General features: G+C 75.5%; 23 protein-coding genes and 4 pseudogenes. 16 read left to right on the top strand and 11 right to left on the bottom strand.

What is annotated here, in order from left to right; all coding sequences use genetic code 11:
* Positions 1 to 64 precede the first annotated feature (64 nt).
* Entirely contained in the window at positions 65 to 2,248 is a 2,184-nt protein-coding gene (locus tag JKP76_RS20040) for an HNH endonuclease signature motif containing protein (protein WP_242471155.1), read from the top strand.
* 76 nt (positions 2,249 to 2,324) lie between these two features.
* Here the strand turns inward: JKP76_RS20040 and JKP76_RS02250 are convergent, their stop codons facing one another.
* The 4 genes from JKP76_RS02250 to JKP76_RS02235 all read right to left on the bottom strand — a co-directional run bounded on the left by JKP76_RS02250 (position 2,325) and on the right by JKP76_RS02235 (position 8,244).
* Entirely contained in the window at positions 2,325 to 2,729 is a 405-nt protein-coding gene (locus tag JKP76_RS02250) for a nuclear transport factor 2 family protein (RefSeq protein ID WP_200489385.1), read from the bottom strand.
* A 75-nt stretch (positions 2,730 to 2,804) separates the two neighbouring features.
* Positions 2,805 to 4,490, bottom strand: coding sequence for a DNA repair helicase XPB (locus JKP76_RS02245; RefSeq protein WP_200489384.1), 1,686 nt, complete (start codon positions 4,488 to 4,490; stop codon positions 2,805 to 2,807).
* A 119-nt stretch (positions 4,491 to 4,609) separates the two neighbouring features.
* Positions 4,610 to 5,890, bottom strand: a complete 1,281-nt coding sequence (locus JKP76_RS02240) for a cyclopropane-fatty-acyl-phospholipid synthase family protein (RefSeq protein WP_200489383.1) — start codon at positions 5,888 to 5,890, stop codon at positions 4,610 to 4,612.
* Between the two features lie 95 nt (positions 5,891 to 5,985).
* Complete coding sequence (locus JKP76_RS02235) at positions 5,986 to 8,244, bottom strand: helicase C-terminal domain-containing protein (protein WP_200489382.1); 2,259 nt, start codon at positions 8,242 to 8,244, stop codon at positions 5,986 to 5,988.
* Positions 8,245 to 8,317: 73 nt separating this feature from the next.
* Here JKP76_RS02235 and JKP76_RS02230 point away from each other — a divergent pair, with 73 nt between their 5' ends.
* Positions 8,318 to 8,539 carry a hypothetical protein gene (locus tag JKP76_RS02230; RefSeq protein WP_200489381.1) on the top strand — a complete coding sequence of 74 codons (222 nt, stop codon included), beginning with the start codon at positions 8,318 to 8,320 and terminating at the stop codon, positions 8,537 to 8,539.
* Positions 8,540 to 8,557: 18 nt separating this feature from the next.
* On the opposite strand, the gene JKP76_RS02225 is transcribed toward JKP76_RS02230, so the two are convergent.
* Together JKP76_RS02225 and JKP76_RS02220 are read right to left on the bottom strand one after the other, a co-directional pair.
* On the bottom strand, positions 8,558 to 8,878 hold the full coding sequence (locus JKP76_RS02225; RefSeq protein WP_200489380.1) for a hypothetical protein: 321 nt from the start codon (positions 8,876 to 8,878) through the stop codon (positions 8,558 to 8,560).
* An 11-nt stretch (positions 8,879 to 8,889) separates the two neighbouring features.
* Positions 8,890 to 9,660, bottom strand: coding sequence for an endonuclease/exonuclease/phosphatase family protein (locus JKP76_RS02220; protein WP_200489379.1), 771 nt, complete (start codon positions 9,658 to 9,660; stop codon positions 8,890 to 8,892).
* 70 nt (positions 9,661 to 9,730) lie between these two features.
* On the opposite strand from JKP76_RS02220, the gene JKP76_RS02215 reads away from it, so the two are divergent.
* Both JKP76_RS02215 and JKP76_RS20035 read left to right on the top strand, forming a co-directional pair.
* Entirely contained in the window at positions 9,731 to 10,297 is a 567-nt protein-coding gene (locus JKP76_RS02215; RefSeq protein WP_309229439.1) for a hypothetical protein, read from the top strand.
* Positions 10,298 to 10,339: 42 nt separating this feature from the next.
* Positions 10,340 to 10,527, top strand: a pseudogene (locus tag JKP76_RS20035) (cold-shock protein); the annotation flags it as partial.
* A 217-nt stretch (positions 10,528 to 10,744) separates the two neighbouring features.
* Here JKP76_RS20035 and JKP76_RS02205 read toward each other — a convergent pair.
* A complete protein-coding gene (locus tag JKP76_RS02205; protein WP_309229440.1) occupies positions 10,745 to 11,239 on the bottom strand; it encodes a DUF2771 domain-containing protein in 495 nt (164 codons plus the stop codon).
* Positions 11,230 to 11,892 carry a hypothetical protein gene (locus JKP76_RS20030; protein ID WP_242471154.1) on the bottom strand — a complete coding sequence of 221 codons (663 nt, stop codon included), beginning with the start codon at positions 11,890 to 11,892 and terminating at the stop codon, positions 11,230 to 11,232. Before JKP76_RS20030 ends, JKP76_RS02205 begins: the two co-directional genes overlap by 10 nt.
* An 86-nt stretch (positions 11,893 to 11,978) precedes the next feature.
* On the opposite strand from JKP76_RS20030, the gene JKP76_RS20025 reads away from it, so the two are divergent.
* From JKP76_RS20025 to JKP76_RS02195, 3 genes are all read left to right on the top strand, one after another.
* Positions 11,979 to 12,188: a hypothetical protein gene (locus tag JKP76_RS20025; protein WP_242471153.1), complete on the top strand. Its 210-nt coding sequence runs from the start codon at positions 11,979 to 11,981 to the stop codon at positions 12,186 to 12,188.
* A 114-nt stretch (positions 12,189 to 12,302) separates the two neighbouring features.
* Entirely contained in the window at positions 12,303 to 12,800 is a 498-nt protein-coding gene (locus JKP76_RS20020) for a hypothetical protein (RefSeq protein WP_242471152.1), read from the top strand.
* A 7-nt stretch (positions 12,801 to 12,807) separates the two neighbouring features.
* Entirely contained in the window at positions 12,808 to 13,632 is an 825-nt protein-coding gene (locus JKP76_RS02195) for a DUF3027 domain-containing protein (protein WP_200489378.1), read from the top strand.
* Positions 13,633 to 13,660: 28 nt separating this feature from the next.
* On the opposite strand, the gene JKP76_RS02190 is transcribed toward JKP76_RS02195, so the two are convergent.
* Entirely contained in the window at positions 13,661 to 13,876 is a 216-nt protein-coding gene (locus JKP76_RS02190) for a DUF2530 domain-containing protein (protein WP_200489377.1), read from the bottom strand.
* A gap of 123 nt (positions 13,877 to 13,999) precedes the next feature.
* On the opposite strand from JKP76_RS02190, the gene JKP76_RS02185 reads away from it, so the two are divergent.
* The 7 genes and pseudogenes from JKP76_RS02185 to thpR all read left to right on the top strand — a co-directional run bounded on the left by JKP76_RS02185 (position 14,000) and on the right by thpR (position 18,391).
* Entirely contained in the window at positions 14,000 to 15,511 is a 1,512-nt protein-coding gene (locus JKP76_RS02185) for an NCS2 family permease (RefSeq protein WP_200489376.1), read from the top strand.
* Between the two features lie 149 nt (positions 15,512 to 15,660).
* Positions 15,661 to 15,822 (top strand): annotated as a pseudogene (locus JKP76_RS23145) (MarR family transcriptional regulator); the annotation flags it as partial.
* A gap of 88 nt (positions 15,823 to 15,910) precedes the next feature.
* Positions 15,911 to 16,039: a hypothetical protein gene (locus JKP76_RS22010; protein WP_255522494.1), complete on the top strand. Its 129-nt coding sequence runs from the start codon at positions 15,911 to 15,913 to the stop codon at positions 16,037 to 16,039.
* Positions 16,036 to 16,356 (top strand): annotated as a pseudogene (locus JKP76_RS22005) (MFS transporter); the annotation flags it as partial. The gene JKP76_RS22010 and the pseudogene JKP76_RS22005, both read left to right, overlap by 4 nt.
* Before the next feature lie 67 nt (positions 16,357 to 16,423).
* Positions 16,424 to 17,383, top strand: a complete 960-nt coding sequence (locus tag JKP76_RS02175; protein ID WP_309232804.1) for an MFS transporter — start codon at positions 16,424 to 16,426, stop codon at positions 17,381 to 17,383.
* Positions 17,384 to 17,432: 49 nt separating this feature from the next.
* Positions 17,433 to 17,819: a hypothetical protein gene (locus JKP76_RS02170; protein ID WP_200491433.1), complete on the top strand. Its 387-nt coding sequence runs from the start codon at positions 17,433 to 17,435 to the stop codon at positions 17,817 to 17,819.
* Positions 17,820 to 17,839: 20 nt separating this feature from the next.
* Positions 17,840 to 18,391: an RNA 2',3'-cyclic phosphodiesterase gene (gene thpR / locus JKP76_RS02165; RefSeq protein WP_309229443.1), complete on the top strand. Its 552-nt coding sequence runs from the start codon at positions 17,840 to 17,842 to the stop codon at positions 18,389 to 18,391.
* Here thpR and JKP76_RS02160 read toward each other — a convergent pair.
* Entirely contained in the window at positions 18,358 to 19,326 is a 969-nt protein-coding gene (locus JKP76_RS02160; RefSeq protein WP_200489375.1) for an aldo/keto reductase, read from the bottom strand. The two genes, thpR and JKP76_RS02160, sit on opposite strands and share 34 nt — an antisense overlap.
* A 27-nt stretch (positions 19,327 to 19,353) precedes the next feature.
* On the opposite strand from JKP76_RS02160, the pseudogene JKP76_RS23775 reads away from it, so the two are divergent.
* Positions 19,354 to 19,635, top strand: a pseudogene (locus JKP76_RS23775) (acyl-CoA thioesterase domain-containing protein); the annotation flags it as partial.
* A 331-nt stretch (positions 19,636 to 19,966) separates the two neighbouring features.
* A complete protein-coding gene (locus tag JKP76_RS23135; protein ID WP_309232947.1) occupies positions 19,967 to 20,191 on the top strand; it encodes an acyl-CoA thioesterase domain-containing protein in 225 nt (74 codons plus the stop codon).
* A gap of 1 nt (position 20,192) precedes the next feature.
* Here the strand turns inward: JKP76_RS23135 and JKP76_RS02150 are convergent, their stop codons facing one another.
* Positions 20,193 to 20,744: a TetR family transcriptional regulator gene (locus JKP76_RS02150; protein ID WP_200489374.1), complete on the bottom strand. Its 552-nt coding sequence runs from the start codon at positions 20,742 to 20,744 to the stop codon at positions 20,193 to 20,195.
* Positions 20,745 to 20,805 lie beyond the last annotated feature (61 nt).

Raw genomic sequence — 20,805 nt, 5'->3', positions numbered from 1 at the left:
CATCGTTCCCGGCCGCCTCGGGATGCGCGGAAAAGTGTCGGTGGTCGATCGTATGTTCGAACACATGAGGGACGGCGGGACGACGGCGAGGCCCACGGCGGGGTGGGCGTCCGGGCCGCTCGGTGCCGTCCAGGCGGCCGATCGCGAGATCTCGCGGCAGACCGCGGTGCGGGCCCGCGCGGTCGCGGCCTTCGCTGCCACCCGCCCGGCCTCGGCCGACCGCCCCGCCGATGTGCCCGGGTCGATGAGCGAGGAGCGGCGGGCGGCCCGGCCCCAGGTGCTCGCCGACGTGAGCGAGTGGGTCGGGGACGAGCTCGCGCTCGCGCTGGAGGTCAGCGGCTCGGCGGCCGAGACGCTGCTGGAGCGGTCGCTCACCCTCGTGCACCGGCTGCCGCGCACGCTCGAGGCGCTGGAGTCCGGGCGGCTGCACGTCGGCCACCTGTTCCCGGTGCTGGAGCGGGTGGGCCCGATCGCGGACGACCGGAAGCGGGCCGAGCTGGAGGCACGGCTGCTCGCCTGGATGGAAGGGCGGGTGACGACGCCGGCGCAGCTGGCCGCGAAGGCCCGCCGCCTGGGACTGCTGGTCGATGCGCGGGACAGCGCGCGCCGGCTGGCCGAGGCGGTGCGGCGGCGCGGGGTGCACGTCCGGCCCGACCGGGACGACGGGATGGCGCAGGCGGTGGCGCTGCTGACCGTGCCCGAGGCGGCGGCGCTGGTCGACGCGCTGGGCCGGTACGCCGACGCCCTCGACGAGCCGGGCGACGAGCGCACCCGCGGCCAGAAGATGGCCGACTGCCTGCTGGACCTGGTGCTGCGGCCGGGGGAGTCGGACCTCGCGCCGGTCCAGGCGCACCTGACCGTGGTCGCCGCGGTGTCCACGCTGCTCGGCGGGGATCAGCCGGGCGAGGTCGCCGGCCAGGTCGTCCCCGCGGAGGTGGTGCGCGCGCTCGCCCGGGCGCTGGGGCTGCTGCCCGAGGAGGACGCAGACGTCGGCGACGGGCCCGGTTGCGCCGCCGACGCGGGCGAGGAGGCCGATGGCGAGGGTGACGTGACCCGTCCCGACGGCGATCCACTGGATGTCGATCCACCGAGCGCCGATCCACCGGGCGCTGCTCCACCGGGCGCTACTCCACCGGGCGCTGCTCCGCCGGGCGCTGCTCCGCCGGGCGCTGCTCCGCCGGGCGCTGCTCCACCGGGCGCTGCTCCACCGGGCGCTGCTCCACCGGGCGCTGCTCCACCGGGCGCTGCTCCACCGGGCGCTGCTCCACCGGGCGCTGCTCCACCGGGCGCAGAGGCGTCGCGGGAGGAACGTCCCGACGCAGGCACCGTGGCGGCGCTCGTGCCCGCGGCATCCGCGTCGGCGATGGAACGCGCGCTCGCGGAGTGGTGGCGCGACGTCGAGAAACGCGCGGTGGTCGAGGAGTGGGGCGCCCGCGGGAGGCCGGTCTTCGAGTACGACGGCGTGCTCCACGCGGCCCGATCGCGACCCCCGGATCCAGCGGGTGGGGGAGGTCCACCCGCCGCCGCGCTGACGTCGCCGGGCGCCACGACCGCAGCCGCACCGGATCCGCCAGCCGCCTCGTCGGACCCGCCGACGTGGGCAGCGGCCGACGCGGCGGTGGACGCGGCGGGACGAGCGCTTCTCGAGTTCGACCGCGCGGTCGGCCGGGCGGCGACCGAGGTCCGGCGGGCCGAGGTGGCCGATGCCGCTGACGAGGCGGCGTGGCAGGGCTCGCCCGCGGGGCGGGTCTCAGCCGCTCCCGACGCGCTCGAGGCGCTCCGGGCAGCCAGTGCTGGGCAGCGGGCCGCGCTGGCCCGGTTGCTCCAGGCGACCGCGGGAGGAGGGCTGGCGGAGCGACCGCGGATCGCCGTGGTCGACGCGCTCACGGGCGCCCTGGTGGCGCTCGCGGACAGCCGCGAGCTCCGTCGGGGTGGAGCGCTCGGACCGCCGCCCCCGTCACCGGGCTACCGGCCGGGAGCGGCGCTCGAACGCTACCTGCGCGCCCGGGACCGGCGGTGCCGGCTGCCGGGCTGCCGGCGACCGGTGCCGCGCGGCGGGGAGCTCGACCACAGCCGGCCCTGGCCGGACGGGCCGACCAGCGCGGCCAACCTCGCCGGCTACTGCACCCCGCACCACCGCGGCAAGCACCAGGCCCCGGGCTGGCGGCACGTGCTGGCGCCCGACGGCACGCTCACCGTGACGACGCCGTCCGGGCTGCGGGCGCGCAGCGCCCCGCCGCCGTTCTGACCGGGGTCACGGCGGCGGGGCAGCTGAGCGGCGAGGAGGTGAGTCAGTGCGGGTGGAGCAGTAGAGCGGGATGGCGTCAGCCCTTGGCCGGACGGTCCTCGAGGATCCGCTCGGCGAAGCGCCAGCCCGCGTCGGTCTTCACGTACTTGTCCACGTAGCGCGGGGCGCCGGCGAGGATCCAGTTCCCCTCGACCGCGGCCAGCAGGATCATGTCGGCGGCGCCGTGGGCCTCGGTCGCGGAGTCGAGCGTGACGGTGTGCCCGCCCATGACGTGCCGCAGCTTCATGCTCGAGGTCACGCCGGTGATCCACTCGGTCAGCGCAGCGCGGCCTTCGAGGGGCTGCCCGCCGGCCTCCATGCGCGCGTCCTCGACGAACAGCTCGGTCCACTCCTGGATCCGGGTGTCGTCGGTGTGCTGGGCGTACTGCGCGACCAGGTTGCGGATCTCGTTCTGCGCGACCAGCTGCTGGATCTCGTCCATGGGTGCATGCCTCTCGGAGTGGGGACCGGTGGGCAGGAACCTACGGCGCAGCCCTGACCAGCAGTGACCGGGGTCTCAGTCGGCGGGCTCGTCCACCCAGTCCGGGCCGTTGACCTCGCCGCGGCCGGCCAGGTCGGCGGCGTCGACGATCGTGTACGCGTACCCCTGCTCGGCGAGGAAGCGCTGCCGGTGCGCGGCGTACTCGCTGTCCAGGGTGTCCCGGCTGACCACGCTGTAGAAGTGCGCCTGCCGCCCGTCGGCCTTGGGCCGCAGCAGCCGGCCCAGCCGCTGCGCCTCCTCCTGCCGCGACCCGAACGTCCCCGACACCTGCACGGCGACGGCCGCCTCGGGCAGGTCGATGGAGAAGTTCGCGACCTTGGAGACCACCAGCGTCCGGATCTCCCCGGCGCGGAAGGCGTCGAACAGCTTCTCGCGCTCGCGGTTGGTCGTGGACCCCTGGATGACCGGGGCGTCCAGCGCGGCGCCGAGCTCCTCGAGCTGGTCGAGGTAGGCGCCGATCACCAGCGACGGCTCGTCGGGGTGCCGCTCCAGCACGCGTCGGATCACCGGCAGCTTCGACTGCGCCGTCGCCGCGATCCGGTACCGCTCCTCCGGCTCGGCGACCGCGTAGGTCATCCGCTCCTCGTCGTCGAGCGACACCCGCACCTCGATGCACTCCGCCGGCGCGATGTAGCCCTGCGCCTCGATGTCCCGCCACGGGGCGTCGTACCGCTTCGGCCCGATCAGCGAGAAGACGTCGTCCTCCCGGCCGTCCTCGCGCACCAGCGTCGCGGTGAGCCCCAGCCGGCGGCGGGACTGCAGGTCGGCGGTCAGCCGGAAGATCGGCGCCGGCAGCAGGTGCACCTCGTCGTAGACGATCAGGCCCCAGTCCTGCGCGTCGAACAGGTCCAGGTGGATGTACTCGCCCTTCCGGCGGGTCGTGATCACCTGGTAGGTCGCGATGGTGACCGGGCGGATCTCCTTGCGCTCGCCCGAGTACTCGCCGATCTCCTCCTCGGTGAGCGAGGTGCGCGCGATGAGCTCGCGCTTCCACTGCCGCCCGGCGACCGTGTTCGTCACCAGGATCAGCGTGGTCGCCTTCGCCTCGGCCATCGCCGCCGCGCCGACCAACGTCTTCCCCGCACCGCACGGCAGGACGACGACGCCCGAGCCGCCCGCCCAGAACCCGTCCACCGCCTCCTGCTGGTAGTCGCGCAGGTTCCAGCCGGACTCGTCGAGGTGGATCGGGTGCGCGGTGCCGTCGACGTACCCGGCGAGGTCCTCCGCCGGCCAGCCGATCTTGAGCAGCGCCTGCTTCAGCCGCCCGCGCTCGGCGGCGTGCACGACGACGGTGTCCTCGTCGATGCGGGCGCCCAGCATCGGGGCGACCTTCTTCGAGCGGACGACCTCCTCCAGCACCGCGCGGTCGGTGGAGGTCAGCACGAGCCCGTGCACCGGGTTGTTCGCCAGCGTCAGCCGGCCGAAGCGGTCCATCGTGTCGGCGACGTCGACCAGCAGCGCGTGCGGCACCGGGTAGCGCGAGTACCGCACCAGCGCGTCGACGACCTGCTCGGCGTCGTGCCCCGCGGCGCGGGCGTTCCACAGCGCCAGCGGGGTGACCCGGTAGGTGTGCACGTGCTCGGGGGAGCGCTCCAGCTCCGCGAAGGGAGCGATCGCCGACCGGCACTCCTTGGCCAGCGGGTGGTCGACCTCGAGCAGCAGCGTCTTGTCGGACTGGACGATCAGGGGGCCGTCAGACACGCGTTCAGCGTCCTTCGTTCGGGGATTTCGGCGCGGGCGAGCGCGCCGGACTGCCCAGGTTAACGCCGCGGAGGGGCGGTCCCTTCCGCCTTCGGGGCTCGGCTGCGCAGCCCCCCGGCTCAGATCCAGTCGCGCCGCAGCGGTGGCTGCTCACCCCCGGGCCGGCGCAGCAGCACCTGGTTCAGGCCCAGCTCCCCGCTCTCGAAGGCCAGCGCGCACGCGGCCATGTACAGCCGCCACACCCGCGCCCGCCCGGGGCTCGACGCGGCGACGGCGGCGTCCCAGTGCGCCTCGAGCCGGCGCACCCAGGCCCGCAGCGTCAGCGCGTAGTGCTGCCGCAGCGCCTCGACGTCGAGCACCTCCAGGGCGCCGCCGGCCTCGAGCAGCCCGACCGTCTCGCCCAGCCCGAGCAGCTCCCCGTCGGGGAAGACGTAGCGCGCGATGAAGGTGTCGGGGTTCCACGTCGCGGTCCCGGCGTTCCAGGCGATCGCGTGGTTGAGCAGCCGCCCGCCGGGGCGCAGCAGGTCGTGCAGCTGCCGGGCGTAGGCGGGCATGTGGGCGCGGCCCACGTGCTCGGACATGCCGATCGAGGCGATCGCGTCGAACGGGCCGTCGTCGACCGCGCGGTAGTCCTGCACCCGGATCTCGATGCGGTCGGTCAGCCCGGCCTCGGCGACCCGCTTGCGCGCCAGCTGCGCCTGCTCCTCCGACAGCGTGATGCCGACGACGGTGGCGCCGCAGCGCTGCGCGGCGTGGATCGCCAGGCCGCCCCAGCCGCACCCGACGTCCAGCAGCCGGTCGCCCCCGCTCAGCCCGAGCTTCCGGCAGACCAGGTCGAGCTTCGCCTCCTGGGCCGCCTCCAGGCCGACGTCGGGAGAGGCCCAGACCGCGCAGGAGTAGACCATCGACGGCCCGAGGACGAGCTCGTAGAACTCGTTGCCGACGTCGTAGTGGTGCGCGATCGCCGCGGCGTCCCGGCCGCGGGAGTGCCGCCGGCCGACGCGGCCCAGGTCGACCTCCTCCGCGGGTGGCGCGGGCTCGGGGCCGACCGCGCCCAGCCGCAGCGCCGTGCCGGCCAGGGCCAGCCGCTCGCGCGCGGTGGGCGTCGGGACGGACCCCTTCTCGGCCAGCCGGCCGACCGAGCGCAGCGCGTCGAAGGTCTCGAAGACGTCGTCCTCGATCTCGATCTCGCCGGCGACGTAGGCCCGGCCCAGGCCGAGCTGCCCCGGCGACCACGCCAGCCGTCGCAGCGCCCGGCGCGAGCGCACCGCGACGACCGGGGCCCCCGGCGGGCCCGCGACCGAGCCGTCCCACCCGCGCAGCCGCAGCGGGAGCTGCTGCGTCCCGAGCACGAGGCCCAGGGCCTCCGCCAGCCGGTCGGCCACCGTCCGTCGTGCCATCACTGCTCCTCACCGCAAGGCATCGCTGAGCGGTGGCGGGATCCTCCCGCAGCGCGCTGGGGGAGGGGAAGCGGCGGGGACGCGCCGGGCGCAGGTCAGGCGGGAGCGGGGGCGCCGTCGTCCTCGACGAGCGCGACCGAGGTGATCCGGTGGACGGCGAACGTCCGGCTCTCCCCGCGGCGCTCGTCGAAGCCCTGCAGGAAGCCGCCGACCAGCGACACCGGCTGCACCACGCGCTGGCTGCCGCTGCCCTGGGCGTCGACGTAGCCCAGCCACACCGGCGTCCCCTCGCGGACGGCCCGGGACAGCAGCTCCAGCGTCGACGCCGTCGTCACGCCCGGCACCTGGCGGACCGCCTCGCCGCGGCGGGCGGCGACGGCGGCGTCGCCCGCGCGGATCTCCCGCACCGTGGCGGCCAGCTCGTCGGGCGTCAGCGGCCGCGGTGCGGACGGGCCCTCGCTGCCGGTCCGGCGGCCGGCGGCGCGGGGCCGCCCGGGCGGCCGGGTCAGGACGGCGCCGCCCGGGTTCTCCCCGGCCGGGGCGTACCCCGCCGCGCGCAGCACCGTGAGGACCTCGTCCGCGCCCAGGCCGCTCACCAGCACGCCCGGCGCCAGCCGGCGCAGCTCGGCCGGCGCCGTCCGCCGGTCGCCGAGCACCTGGGAGAGCAGCCCGTGGTCGTCGGAGCGCACGTAGCTCTCGATCGCGCCGACCCGCAGCCGGCCGTGCTGCCGCGCGATGTCGTCGACCAGGTAGTCCAGCGCCTGCGGCACGGGGGTGCGCGAGGCCCGCGCGAAGAAGTCGTGCAGGTCCGACGCCGACCAGCCGGCGTCCAGCGCCCGGCGCACGCTGGACTCCGAGACGCGGAATACCGTCGCGCCGCCGGAGGACTCCACGTCGGCGACGACGGAGAGCGTGTCGGCCAGTTCGGCGACCAGCGGGCCGGGCGCGATCAGCGAGAGGTCCGGCTGGGCGAGCACGTGGTCGACCGGCGCGGGCAGCAGTCCGCGCATGCCGGCGGCTGCGCCGTCCTCGCCGCCGGCCAGTAGGCCGCGCCCCCCGGAGGAGAGCACCCCGCCGACCAGCACGCCGAGCCGCGCCGCCTCGGCGAGCATGCCGGGCACCGGTGCCAGCCGGTCGGCCCGCCGCGGCGTGCGCCAGCGCAGCAGCGCGACCAGGTCGTCGGCGCCCAGCCCCGCGCCGGGCGGGTGCTCGGCGAGCGCGGCCAGCGCCGAGCGGCGGATGGTCGGCGCGGTGTGCCGCACGAGGTCGGGGGAGAGCGCGTTGGCGGCCTTGCCGGCGACGTCGCGCTGACCGACGAGGGCGGGCAGCCGGATGCCGGCCAGCCAGCCCGCCGCCAGCACCGCCCAGCGGTCGGCGAGGTCCTGCTCCCGCCAGATGTCGTAGCCGCGGGTGGGCAGCCACTCGTCGCGGTGCGGGCCGCCGACGTCGAGCAGCCCCGCGGCCAGTGCCAGCTCCAGCAGCCAGGCCGCCTCGGGCTCGGGCACGTGCAGCTCCCGCGCCAGCCGCTTCTGGTCCCGCACGGCCACCCCGCCGCTGCGCAGCAGCCCGGCCGGCTCCTCCTCGAGCAGCGCGAGCAGCTCGCCGATCCGGCCCACCGACTCCATCGCCGCGCCGGCAGCCTGCCGGTCCACCGTCTGCGGATCGCGGGTGGTCACCGCCGGCTCGGGCCGCAGCCGCGGCGGGCCGTAGGGGCGGTCGCCGCGCAGCAGCAGGCCGACCTCGCGGGGCAGCTCCACGTTCAGCGCGTCGATCCGCGCCAGCAGGCCGCGCTGCAGCAGCCGCCGGGCGGGGGAGTCCGCGCCGCCGGCGCTGTCGGGCAGGTGGCCGACCGGGCGGTCGCTGGCCAGCCGCTCCAGCACCTGGCGCTCGTCGTCGTCGAGACCGTCCAGCACCGCCGGCAGGTCGGCGGGCAGCTGCACCCGCAGGTCGACGGCGCGGCGGCCGAGCCCGGCCGGGTGCCGCACCGCGCGCCGCACCGGGTCCGGAGCGCGCAGCACCTCGTCGCCCCACAGCAGTGCCCGGTCGGTCAGCGCGGTCAGCGCCGCGGTCAGCACCGCCCCGGGGACGTCGGGCAGCGCGGCGACCACCTCGTCCGGCGAGACCCCGTCGGTGGGCGCGAGCAGCACCACGTCGAGCACCTGCAGCGTCCCGGCGTCGAGCTCGTCCAGGGCCCGGTCGACCGACACCGGCACGGCCAGCCGGCCGGCGAGAGCGACGACGTCCGAGGGCGCGGGCCGGGCGACGTCGGGGCGCGCGGCCAGCAGGGCAGCGAGCTGGTCGTCGTCGCGGGTGCGCAGCCAGGCGGCAAGCGTCGGCGGAGGGGCGGCGGGCATCCGGACCACGTTACGACGCGCGCGGGGAGCGGCGCCGTGCGGTGCGGCCGGGGCGTCGGGGAAGATGGGCGCCATGTCCAAGCGCAACGCGAAGAACGCCCACCTGGTCGAGCCCACCTGGGGCGAGTCCGAGGACGGCGGCCCGCCGCTCACCGAGCTCTCGGCGTCCGTCGCCGGTGGCCTGTCGCCCTTCGGCCAGGACCACGGCTTCCCGATGCCGGTCGAGCTGGTCCGCTACGCGCACCCGACGGACAAGCCCAACCGCGCCGGCGTGCAGCTCCCCGAGAACCGCTGAGCGCCCCGGCCGCCCGCCTCAGGCCCGCGCGCTCGAGGCGGGCGCCAGCCGGACGATCAGCTTCGAGACCAGGTTCCCGCCGACCACCCAGATCAGCGCGGCCAGCGCGTCGTTGATCGTCTCCCCGACCTTGGGGTCGGAGGGCTGGAACAGGTCCTTGGTGAACCAGCCGAAGCTGTCGCGGATGCCCGCGGTGAACTCCACCAGCGGGTTCGTGGGGTTCGCCTCGAAGAAGACGAACACCGCGTGGGCCACGATCAGGGCACCGACCACCGACGCCACCACCCGGACGACGGTGGCCAGCAGGGTGAAGATGCGCGTCGAGCCGGTCGCTGCCATGGCGACATGATCTACCAACCCAGCGTGGCCGGCACCACCAGCGCCCGGTGGTCGGACAGCGGCAGCCGGACCGCCTCGGCCGGCCCGGTCGCGCTGACCGGCCCGCGGACCAGCACGTGGTCCAGCTGCCGTGCGGGGCGCCCCGCGGGGAACGTCGGCACCGACGCGATCGGGGTCAGCCCACTGGTGCGCGCCGCCTTCCGGCGCTCCATGTTCAGGTCGCCCATGAGCACCAGCGGTTCCCGGGTCCCCGCCAGGGAGCTCACCAGCCGGCGCAGCTGCGAGCCGTTCCAGCCGGGGATGAACGACAGGTGCGTGTTGCAGACGGTGAACTGCCCGTGCGGGCCGTCGAGGACGGCGGCGACCGCCACCCGCGGCTCGTCCCGCGCCAGGAACGGCCGCCGGCTCTGCGGTGACCACAGCGGCACGCTGGCCCGCAGCGCGGGCAGCCGCACCACCCGCCAGGAGACGACCGGGTAGCGGGAGAGCAGCGCGATCCCGTAGCTGGCCGAGCCCGGCTGCTCCTCACCGGTCGCGGCCATCCAGGTGCCGCCCGGCGTGCCCGACAGCGCCGCCACGAACTGCGAGTCGACCGCGCCCATCGCCTCCGCGGCGACGGCGGTCAGGTCGGCGCCCAACGAGCGGGGCTGGTCGCGGTCGACCTCCTGCAGGCCCAGTACGTCGGCGTCCAGGGTCTTCACCGCCGCGGCGAGCCGGTCGACGTCGACCCGCCCGTCGTCGAGGGACCGGCCGTGCAGGATGTTGAAGGTCGCGATGCGCACGGGCCTGCAGTGCCCGGGGCGGGGGCGGATACACGGTGCGTATCGCGCCGGGAGCGGGTAGCAGCCTCCCGTGCCGAGCCTGCCGACCGTCGACGACCTCCGCGAGAACGTCCGCGACCTCCTCAAGCGCACCGCGGTCGCGCTCAAGCAGGGCGACGTCCCCTTCGCCCTCTGCGGGGGGTACGCCGCCTACGTGCGCGGCGCCCCCGAACCCGACCACGACGCCGACTTCCTCGTCCCCGCCGCCCAGGCGGAGCGCGCGGCCAAGGCCCTCGCCGACGCCGGCCTCCAGGTCGTCGACCCGGCCGAGGACTGGTTGCTCAAGGTGGTGCGCGACGACGTTTTCGTCGACGTGCTGTGGCGGACCTGCGGCCGGCCGGTGGAGACCGACCTGGTCGACCGCGCCGACGTGCTGCCCGTGCTGTCGGTGCAGATGCCGGTCCTGGCCGCCACCGACATCGTGGTCACCAAGCTGATGGCGCTCGACGAGCACTACTGCGACTTCGGCCGGATGCTGCCGGTCGCCCGGGCGCTGCGCGAGCAGGTCGACTGGCCGCTGGTGGCGCGGGAGGTCGCCGGCAACGACTTCGCGGTGGTCTTCCTGGAACTGCTCCGGCGGCTCGACGTGGTGCCCTAGCCTGGGTGGCAGCATCTTCCAGCGAGAACTGAGGGATCGAACGTGCCCACCGGGAAAGTGAAGTGGTTCAACGCGGAGAAGGGTTTCGGCTTCCTCGCTCGCGAGGACGGGGGCCGGACGTCTTCGTGCACAAGGACGCGCTCCCCGCCGGCACGGACGAGCTCAAGCCGGGGCAGCGGGTGGAGTTCGGCATCGTCGCCGGCCGCCGCGGTGACCAGGCGCTGCAGGTCCGCATGCTCGACCCGCTGCCGTCGGTGGCCGCCACGGTCGCGGCCAAGAGCCGGAAGAAGCCCGACGAGCTGGTCCCGATCATCGAGGACCTGATCAAGCTGCTCGACGACGTCGGCGAGGGGCTCCGGCACGGCCGGCACCCCGACCGGGCCGAGTCGCGCAAGATCGGCTCGGTGCTGCGCGCCGTCGCCGGCGACCTGGAGGCCTGACCCGCCGTCAGCCCTCCGGCGGCGCCTCGGACGACGGGGCGTCGCCGAGGTCGCCCCCGGCGCGGATGACGCCGACGGGCCACGCCCGCGACCACTCGCCGCAGGCGCCGCCCTTGTCCTCCACCACCAGCAGGTAGAACGCCTTCGGGAGATCGGCGGAGCTCTCGAGGACGGTGAAACGGTCCTCGCCCTCGGGCGCCGGGATCGCCTCCATGAGCACCGTGTCCAGCTTCACGTCGAACACCTGGACGGCCCAGCCGCGCTCGGCGACGGAGCCGGGCACGGTGATCGTGATGTCGTTGTCCGGCGCCACCTCGACCACGGGTGGCTCGGTCTGGTAGCGCACCTTCTCGCCGTCGTCGCACCCCTGCGTCGCCGAGGCGGTGACGTCGACGGCGCCGACCTCGACGCGCACCTGGCCGGGGCCCTCCTCCTCGCTCGCGCAACCGGCCAGCAGCAGCGCGGCGACGGGCAGCAGCGCGGTCGTCCGTCTCAGGTCCACGGGGTTCCCATCGGGGTCGTCGGGTCGTCGGGGGCGGCGGGCGCGGGGGAGCGGCGCCGGCCGCCCAGGAGGCTCCACACCACGAGGCCGACGGCGAGCACCAGGATCGCCGCGGCGACGGAGAAGCCGATCCAGCCGGTCGTCGGCAGCACGATCGCCAGCCCGCCGCCGGCCACCCAGGCCAGCTGCAGCACCGTCTCGGACCGGGCGAAGGCCGATGCGCGCAGGTTCTCGGGTACCTCGCGCTGGATGATCGCGTCCAGCGCGACCTTGCCGATGGCGTTCGCGACCGCGGCGACCCCGGCGACCAGCACGGCCATCCCGAAGCCGTAGAAGACCGCGGCCAGCACGGTGACCGCCGCCGCGGAGACCGCCGCGACCAGCACCACGCGGTCGGGGGTGGCGGTGCCCAGTCGCGAGCCCGCGGCGGTGCCGAGGAAGCTGCCGGCACCGGCCGCGACGGCCACCCCGCCCAGGGCCAGGGTCGCGGTCCAGCCGTCGGCGAACTCGGCCTGCACGAGGAACGCCATGAAGATCGTGAGGAAGCCGGTCAGCCCGCGCAGCGCCGCGGTCGCGCGCAGCGCCAGCACGACGTGCGGGCTCACCCGGGTGCGGCGGCCCCCGGCGACCGGGATCTCCGCGGTGCTGAACACGTCCGCGGGCTGCTCGCCCCGCCGGGACGTCGACGTGCTGCGGCAGCCGGACGGCGAGCACGGCCGCGGCCGCGAACACCGCCGAGGTGACCCACAGCTCCGGTTCGAAGCCGACCGCCCACGCGACCGCGGCGCCGATCCCACCGGCCACCCCGGAGGTGGCCAGGCCGAACACCGACAGCCGCGCGTTCGCCGAGGTCAGCGTCAGCGCCGGCGGCAGCACCCGGGGGACGACGGCGGCGCGCAGCACGTTGTGCGCCTTCGACAGCACCAGCACGCCCAGGGCGGCCGGGTAGAGCAGCAGGTCGTCGTAGTGGGCGGCCATGAACAGCGCCAGCACTGCACGGCCCCCGAGGCTGCCGGCCAGCGCCCACCGGCGGCCGCGCTGCAGCTTGTCCAGCAGGGGGCCGATGACCGGCGCGAGCACCGCGAACGGCGCCATCGTGACCAGCAGGTACAGCGCCACGTTGCCGCGCTGGGCGTCGGACGCGGCGGCGAAGAACAGGGTGCCGGCCAGCGAGACGGCGATCAGCGCGTCCCCGGCCATGTGCAGCGCGTTCACCCACAGCAGCTGGCTCAGCCCGCTGGCCTCCGCGCCGTCGGCCCGGCTGGCCGCCTGCACCCGGCGGGCGGCCGCGCGGGACAGCTCGCGGCTGCGCGAGAGGGCGACGCGGGTGACCGTGACGCGGGGCTGCGCCGGGCCGGCGCCCCCGGCCGCGGGCATCGGCGTCGTCGGCGGGCGGTGCAGCGGGGTGGTGTCGGCCCGGTCCGGCGGCGGGGGCACCGGACGGCGGGAGGCGGGCACGCCCCCATGGTGCCGCACCCCGGCTGCCGGGCGGCCCGACGGCTCGCGACGTCGGCGGCGTGCGGAGGGTCCGCCGACCACGGGGCGGCGTCCTCAGGGATGATGGGCCCGTGCCCGATCCCTCCGCCTCCCGGCCCGTGTCCTCCCTCCCCGCCGTCCTGACGGAGGCGGCGGCGGTCGAGCAGGCCCGTGCGGCGGCGGCGGAGACCGCCGGCGACCCCCAGCTGGTCGGTGAGCACCTCGGCATCGAGCCGGAGATCGCCCGCCCCGCGACCGACGAGGTGGCCCCCGAGGCCCTCGGCGCGACCGCGACGCACACCTTCGCCAGCCGCCTGCCCGGCTACGTCGGCTGGCACTGGGCGGTGACGCTGGCGGCGGTGCCCGGCGGGGACACCGTGACCGTGGACGAGGTCGTGCTGCTCCCCGGCGAGCAGGCGCTGCTCGCCCCGGCCTGGGTGCCGTGGCACGAGCGGCTGCGCCCCGGCGACCTCTCGGTCGGCGACGTGCTGCCCTCCACCGAGGACGACCCGCGCCTGGTGCCGGCCTACACCGCGGACGACGACTCCGCCGACGACCCCGAGGGCAGCATCGTCGCCTCCGAGCTGGGCCTGGGCCGCGAGCGCGTGATGTCGGCCGAGGGGCGCGCCGAGGCCGTCACCCGCTGGGGCGACGGCGACTTCGGCCCCGCCTCGGCGATGGCCCGCTCGGCCCCCGGCCCCTGCGTCACCTGCGGGTTCTGGCTGCCGCTGGCCGGATCGCTGCGGCAGCGGGTCGGCGCCTGCGGCAACGCCTACGCCCCCGCCGACGGCCGGGTCGTCACCGCCGACTACGGCTGCGGCGCGCACAGCCAGGCGACGCTGGTGGTCGCCGACCGCAGCGAGGTCGTGCACACCGCCCGCTACGACACGGGCACCTACGACGTCCTGACGGACTAGCCGCCTCGGGGGCCCACTCGCGACGGCATCAACGCTTGATCTGCCCCTGCCAGCGCATGATCGCCAGGCCCAGGACGGCGAGGCCGATGGCGGCGACGCAGGTCCAGGTCCACATCCGGTCGACGCGATCGCCCAGGAGCAGCACGACGACGAGGGCCACCGCCCACAGCGCGATCCCGGCGAGGACCACGCGCGCGGTGTCCACCTGCAGCGGGGGAGGGGCCTGCTTCGTCGGCGTCGGCACGCCCCGACTCTAGGGCGGCGCGACGCGCCGGACGACGCCGCCCGCGGCCCGACATCGCCCCGAAACGATCATGTGGCACGCTGTCGCCGCTCGACGCCGCCGCACGCTCCGGGAGTACAGACCATGGCCGACCAGCCCCGCTCGACCACGGGTGGCACACCCGCGGACGTCGTCGCGGACGCGCCCGCCGCACCGCACCGCAGCGAGGGCCCGCGCGGGAAGCCGAAGAACGGCGTGGACCGCTACTTCGAGATCACCGCCCGGCGCTCCACGGTCGCCCGCGAGGTCCGCGGTGGCTTCACCACCTTCTTCACGATGGCCTACATCGTGGTGCTCAACCCGATCATCCTGTCCGGGTTCGACGTCTCGGGCAACGAGCTCCCCTTCGCCTCGGTCGCCGCGGTCACCGCGCTGATCGCCGGCGCGATGACGATCCTCATGGGCGTCGTCGGCAGGTACCCCTTCGCGCTCGCGACGGGCCTGGGCATCAACGCCATCGTCGCGGTCTACGCCTCGACCCAGCTGTCCTGGCCCGAGATCATGGGTCTGGTCGTCCTCGAGGGCCTGCTCATCACGGTGCTGGTGCTCACCGGCTTCCGCCGTGCGGTCTTCGAGGCCATCCCCGCGCAGCTGAAGACGGCGATCGCCGTCGGCATCGGCTTCTTCCTCACGATCATCGGCCTGGCCGACGCCGGCATCATCGAGGGCGGCCAGGGCACCCCGATCAGCTTCGGCATCGGCGGCCAGCTCGCCGGCTGGCCGATGCTCGTCTTCGTCGTCGGCCTGCTGCTCAGCGCCGTCCTCGTCGTCCGCAAGGTCAAGGGCGCGCTGCTCATCGGCATCGTCGCCACGACCGTGCTCGCGATCATCGTCGAGGCGATCGCGGAGGTCGGCCCCACGTTCCTGGACGACGGCTCGGTCAACGCCCGCGGCTGGCAGCTGCAGGTGCCCGAGCTGCCCGACGACGTCGTCAGCAGCCCCGACCTCTCGCTGCTCGGCAACTTCTCGCTGTTCGGCGGCTTCGAGCGCATCGGCATCATCGCCGCGCTGCTCATCGTCTTCTCGATCATGATCGCGGACTTCTTCGACACCGTCGGCACCGTGACCGCCGTCGGCGCCGAGGGCGAGATGCTCGACGAGAAGGGCAACCTGCCCAAGTCGCAGCCGGTCCTGCTCGTCGACTCGATCGCCGCGGCCGCCGGTGGTGCGGGCAGCGTCTCGTCGAACACGACCTACATCGAGAGCACCGCCGGTGTCGCCGACGGCGCCCGCACCGGCCTGGCCAGCGTCGTCACCGGTGTGCTGTTCCTGGTGGCCATGCTCTTCACGCCGCTGGTCGAGATGGTGCCCTCGGAGGCTGCCGCGCCCGCCCTGGTCATCGTCGGCGCGCTGATGATCACCCAGATCCGGAACCTCGTCTGGGACGACATGTCCCTGGTCATCCCGGCCTTCCTGACCATCGCGCTCATGCCGTTCACCTACTCGATCACCAACGGCATCGGCGCCGGCGTCATCACCTTCGTGCTGCTCCGCGTCGCGACCGGCCGGACCCGCGAGGTGCACCCGCTGATGTGGGTGATCACGGCGCTGTTCGTCGTCTACTTCGCGCTCGAGCCGATCCAGCAGATCGTCTGATCCCGGACGTCCCAGGGGCCCGTCACCGGTTCGCCGGTGGCGGGCCCCTCTGCGTCCCGGCGGGGGAACAGTTAGTGAGGTACGCTAACTATGTGACCCGGACCACCCTCGACACCGCGGCGCTCGCGCACGACCTGCGGCTGGGGGTGATGCGGCTGGCCCGCCGGCTGCGCAGCCAGCGGGTGGACACCACCGTCACCCTCACTCAGCTCTCGGCCCTGTCGACGCTCAAGCGGCACGGCCCCATGAGCGCCGGGGAGCTCGCCGCCCACGAGAGGGTGCAGCCGCCGTCGATGACGCGGGTCGTCGGGGCGCTCGAGGCGATGGGGCTGGTCACCCGCACCCCGCACCCGACCGACGGCCGGCAGGTCGTCATCGGGCTGGCCGCCCCCGCGCAGGATGCTGCTCGCCGCCGAGGGGCGGGCCCGGGAGGCGTGGTTGTCCGGCCGCCTCCAGGAGCTGAGCCCGGAGAAGCGGGCGGCGCTCCGCGAGGCCGCCGCGATCATGGACGAGCTGGCCGCCGGATGAGCACCACGGACACCGACGAGAGCACCGACCGGCCGGTGGCGGCCGAGAAGCCCGCCGGCGGCGGCATGTTCCGCGCGCTGCGGGTGCCCAACTACCGCCGCTACGCCTCGGCCAACCTGGTCAGCCAGACCGGCACCTGGATGCAGCGGATCGGCCAGGACTGGCTGGTGCTGCAGCTCACCGACGACAGCGGCGTCGCGCTCGGCCTGATCACCGCCCTCCAGTTCGCCCCCACGGTGCTGCTCAGCCCCTACGGCGGGCTGCTCGCCGACCGGTACCCCAAGCGCCGGCTGCTCCAGATCTCGCAGGCCGTCATGGGGCTGCTCGCCCTGGTCCTCGCCGTCCTGGTGGTCACCGACGCGGTCGCCCTGTGGGCACGTCTTCGTGCTGGCCAGCGGGCTCGGCGCCGCCGCGGCGATCGACGCCCCCGTCCGGCAGGCGTTCGTCTCGGAGATGGTCGGGCCCGAGCTGCTGACCAACGCGGTCAGCCTCAACTCGACGATCTTCAACGGTGCCCGGCTGGTCGGCCCGTCGGTGGCCGGCGTGCTCATCGGCGCGGCGTCGGGGAACACCGCACCGGCCTTCTTCATCAACGCGGCCAGCTTCGGCTTCACCATCCTCGCGCTGGGCTCCATGCGCGCCGATCAGCTGAGACCCAGCGCCCCCGTGGCGCGGGGAAAGGGGCAGCTGCGCGCCGGGGCGGCCTACGCCTGGGCGCACCGCGACCTCGTGCTGGCGATGGCGCTGGCCTTCGTCGTCGGTACCTTCGGGTTCAACTACCAGATCACCATCGCCCTGATGGCCCGCGCGGAGTTCGGCCTGGGCGCCGAGGCGTTCGGCCTGCTCGCCACGGTCTTCGCCGTCGGCTCGCTCAGCGGCGCGCTGCTGTCCACCAGGCGCAGCCGCCGGCCGCGGGTGCGGTTCCTCATCGGCTCGGCGCTGGTCTTCGGCGTGCTCACCGTCATCACCGGCCTGATGCCCGGCCACGTGGCCTTCGGGGTGCTGCTGGTGCCCACCGGCGCGGCGGCGCTGGTCTTCAGCGTCGCCAACAACAGCTTCGTGCAGCTGGGCGTCGACCCGCAGATGCGCGGCCGGGTCATGGCGCTGTACTTCATGTGCTTCATGGGCGGGACGCCGATCGGCGCGCCGCTGATCGGTGTGGTCGGCGAGCACCTCGGCCCGCGCTGGGGGCTGCTGCTCGGCGGCGGGATCGTCGTCGTGGCCGCGGCCCTCGCCGGGGCGCTGCTCGCGCGCGGCCGGTCGGTGCGGCTGGAGCGACGGCCCGAGCGGCCGTGGCTTCGGCTGCAGGTGGGGGAGCGCGCCGTCCGGCCCCCGGTGGGCTGATCCCGGGGGTACGGTGCGCACCGTCCGCCCGATTCGGTCCGGAGATGCCATGACCGGCTCGCTCGTCCTCCTGGGACTCCCGTTCGCCGCGCTGTGCGCCGTCGTGGTCGGGTTCGGCCCCGCCGAGAGGTGGCTGGCCGAGCGCTCGGCCCGGCGACGCGCCCGCCGGCTCCCACCCCTGGACCGCCGCCCCGTGCAGGTGGTCGCCGCCGACGTCCGCCGGCTGCTCCGCCGGCTGGCGCTCGTTCCCGCGGGTGCGCCGATGGCGCGGCGGCGGGCGCTGCAGGCGGCCTGCGACGACGTGCTGATCGAGGCGGCCGGGATGCTCGGCGTCCCGCACGCCCTGGACGCCGAGCCCGACGGGCCCGGGCGCGAGGCCGAGCGGCTCCGGCTGCTGGCGGCGCTCGAGGCGGCCGGGCTGGCGGTGCGGGGCTGACGCGGGCGGATCCGGCCCGGGTGTTCTTCTCAGTCGACCCGCCCGAGGTCGCGCGCACCCACCTGCTCCGGGCGCTGGACCCGCTGCGCGAGCTCCCCGGCGCCCCGCGCTGGACCCCGCCCGAGCGCTGGCACCTGACCCTGCTGTTCCTCGGCGCCGTGCCCCGCGACGTGCTGCCCGCGCTCGCCGCCGGAGCGGCACCCCTGGTGGCCGCCGCGCCGCCGCTGCACCTCCGGCTGGCGGGCGCGGGGCGGTTCGGCAGCGCCCGCCGTCCGCAGGTGGCGTGGGCCGGGCTGGCCGGGGACGTCGGCCCGCTCACCGCCCTCGCCGACCGGCTGGCCGACCTCGCCCGCGGCCTCGGCCTGCCGGTCGAGGACCGGCCGTTCCGGCCGCACCTCACCCTGGGCCGGTGGCGCCCCCGGCAGCCGGCCGACGGCGCGCTCCCCGACCGGCTGGCCGGGTACCGCGGGCCCGTCTGGCCGGCTCCCGAGGTGCTACTGCTGGAGAGCCGGCTCGGCCCGGCGCCCACCTACGAGCGTCACCAGGCGTACTCCATCGGCGCGGCCTTGTAGCCGGGGAAGATCTCGTCGAGGCGGGCCAGCTGGTCGTCGGCGAGCGTCAGGTCCAGCGCCGTGAGCGCGCCCTCGAACTGCGCCATCGTGCGCGGGCCGATGATCGGCGCGGTCACCGCCTCCTGGTGCAGCAGCCATGCGACGCCGACGTCGGCCGGTGCGGCGCCGATCTCGCGGCAGAACGCCTCGTACTGCTCCAGCTGCGGCCGCAGCTTCGCCACCCGCTTCTGGGTGCGCTCGTCGGCGCGCCGGCCCTCCTCGGCCTTCTCCAGGACGCCGGCGAGCAGGCCACCGGCCAGCGGGCTCCACGGGATGATGCCGACGCCGTAGTGCGCCGCGGCCGGCAGCACCTCGAGCTCGACGTGCCGGGTGAGCAGGTTGTAGTGCGACTGCTCGCTGACCAGGCCCTGGAAGTGCCGGCGGGCGGCGGCCTCGTTGGCCGCGGCGATCTGCCAGGCGGCGTGGTTGGAGGAGCCGACGTAGAGCACCTTGCCCTGCGCGACCAGCGTCTCGCAGGCCTGCCAGATCTCCTCCCACGGCGTGCGGACGTCGGCGTGGTGGAACTGGTAGAGGTCGATCCAGTCGGTCTGCAGCCGGCGCAGCGAGGCGTCGCACGCCCGCACGATGTTGCGCGCGGAGAGGAAGGTGTCGTTCGGCCAGTCGGACATGCTCCCGTAGACCTTGGTGGCCAGGACGGTCTTCTCGCGGCGCTGCCCGCCCTGGGCGAACCAGCTGCCGACGACCTCCTCGGTGCGGCCCTTGCCGGCCTCGCCGCCGTAGACGTTCGCGGTGTCGAAGAAGTTCACGCCCTCGGCCAGGGCTCGGTCCATGATCTCGTGCGATGCGGACTCCGGAGTCCGCGAGCCGAAGTTCATCGTGCCGAGGCACAGACGGGACACGGACAGGCCGCTGCGGCCGAGGTGCTCGTACTCCATGACGAGCACCCTGGCAGTCTGTGATGCGTGCCGCACACTGACGACGCCTCGCCGACCTACGACTTCGACACCGCCACCGCCGTGCGGCGGGGCGACGGGGGAGGCCTCGTCGCCGACCTCGACCAGACCTGGCAGGTCGGTGGCGGCATCCTGAACGGCGGCTACCTGCTGTCGGTGGCCGCCCGCGCCGCGATCGAGGAGAGCCCGCACCCGCACCCCGTGGCGGTGGCGGCGAGCTACCTCCGCCCGACGCCCGCGGGCGAGGCCACCCTGGAGGTCACCCCGGGCGCGGCCGGCCGCACGCTGGCGCACTCGGTGGTCACCCTCTCCGGCTCGGGCGCCGGCCCGTCGATCGTCGTCCAGGCGACCACGGCCACGCTGACCGACGACACCCCGGAGTACTTCTCCGCGCCGGCGCCGTCCATCCCGCCGCCGGACGAGTGCGTGGACCTCTCCGCCCGGCTCCAGCCCGACCGCAGCAAGCGGCCCGGCCTGAGCCGGCACATCGACACCCGGCTGGACCCCGCCACCGCGGGCTGGACGGTCGGGGAGCCCGGCGACGAGCCGCTGCTGCGCGCCTGGATCCGGCTTCGTCGACGAGCGCCCCGCCGACCCGGTCTCGCTGCTGACCTTCGCCGACGTGCTCCCGCCGCTGGGCTTCTCCATCGGCCAGAAGGGCTGGGCGCCGACGGTGCAGCTCCAGGTGCTGGTGCGCGGCGTGCCGGCGCCGGGCTGGTGCCTCGCCGAGACCCGCGCCGTGCAGATCGCCGGCGGCTGGATCGACGAGGACTGCACGATCTGGGACTCCGAGGGCAAGCTCGTCGCCCAGGCCCGGCAGCTCGCCCGCCTCGCCCGCGGCCACTGACTCAGGCCGGCAGCGCCACCTCGCCGGTGAGGTAGCGCTGCACGGTGGGGCCGATCGCGGCCACGAGGGCGTCGGGGGTGGCGGTGGCCAGCGGCTCGAGCTGGAGCACGTAGCGCCCCATCACCAGCCCGATGAGCTGGCCGGCGACGAGCGCGCCGCGCACCTCGGCCTCCCGCGGGGGCACCTCCAGGGTGCCCACGACCCGGCGGACCACCTGGGTCACCAGGAACTCGCGGAGCAGCTTCGCGCCCCACTCGCTGGCGACCGCCGAGCGCACCAGGGCGAGGCCGGCGGGCTGCATCGGGCCGTCCCAGACGGTCAGCAGCGTGCGGACGACGCCGGCACCGAGCTGGTCCCGCCCGCCGGCCAGCACGCCGGGCAGCAGGTCGGCGGGGTCGGCGGGCGCCTCGACCGCGGCCAGGAAGAGCTGCTCCTTGCTGCCGAAGTAGTGGTGCACCAGCGCCGGGTCCACCTCCGCGGCGGCGGCGATGCCGCGGATCGTCGCGCCGTCGAAGCCGCGCTCGGCGAACGCGGTGCGCGCCGCGGCCAGCACCGCCTCGCGGGTTCCGCTGGTCCCTGGCCGCCGGCCGGGGCGCCGGCCCGGCCGCCCGGCG

Origin of the sequence: Blastococcus sp. TML/C7B, from assembly GCF_016612845.1 — a bacterium.
Taxonomy (GTDB): domain Bacteria; phylum Actinomycetota; class Actinomycetes; order Mycobacteriales; family Geodermatophilaceae; genus Blastococcus.
Note: the sequence above shows the minus strand (reverse complement) of the source record. Positions and strands in the feature narration are given on the sequence as shown.

Excerpts from the sequence above, each read along its gene's own strand:
- JKP76_RS20040 (WP_242471155.1), top strand. The coding sequence starts at position 65 with ATGAGGGACGGCGGGACGACGGCGAGGCCCACGGCGGGGTGGGCGTCC.
- JKP76_RS02250 (WP_200489385.1), bottom strand. The coding sequence starts at position 2,729 with ATGGACGAGATCCAGCAGCTGGTCGCGCAGAACGAGATCCGCAACCTG.
- JKP76_RS02240 (WP_200489383.1), bottom strand. The coding sequence starts at position 5,890 with ATGGCACGACGGACGGTGGCCGACCGGCTGGCGGAGGCCCTGGGCCTC.
- JKP76_RS02235 (WP_200489382.1), bottom strand. The coding sequence starts at position 8,244 with ATGCCCGCCGCCCCTCCGCCGACGCTTGCCGCCTGGCTGCGCACCCGC.
- JKP76_RS02230 (WP_200489381.1), top strand. The coding sequence starts at position 8,318 with ATGTCCAAGCGCAACGCGAAGAACGCCCACCTGGTCGAGCCCACCTGG.
- JKP76_RS02225 (WP_200489380.1), bottom strand. The coding sequence starts at position 8,878 with ATGGCAGCGACCGGCTCGACGCGCATCTTCACCCTGCTGGCCACCGTC.
- JKP76_RS20020 (WP_242471152.1), top strand. The coding sequence starts at position 12,303 with ATGACCGGCGCGAGCACCGCGAACGGCGCCATCGTGACCAGCAGGTAC.
- JKP76_RS02185 (WP_200489376.1), top strand. The coding sequence starts at position 14,000 with ATGGCCGACCAGCCCCGCTCGACCACGGGTGGCACACCCGCGGACGTC.
- JKP76_RS22010 (WP_255522494.1), top strand. The coding sequence starts at position 15,911 with ATGCTGCTCGCCGCCGAGGGGCGGGCCCGGGAGGCGTGGTTGTCCGGC.
- JKP76_RS02170 (WP_200491433.1), top strand. The coding sequence starts at position 17,433 with ATGACCGGCTCGCTCGTCCTCCTGGGACTCCCGTTCGCCGCGCTGTGC.
- JKP76_RS02160 (WP_200489375.1), bottom strand. The coding sequence starts at position 19,326 with ATGGAGTACGAGCACCTCGGCCGCAGCGGCCTGTCCGTGTCCCGTCTG.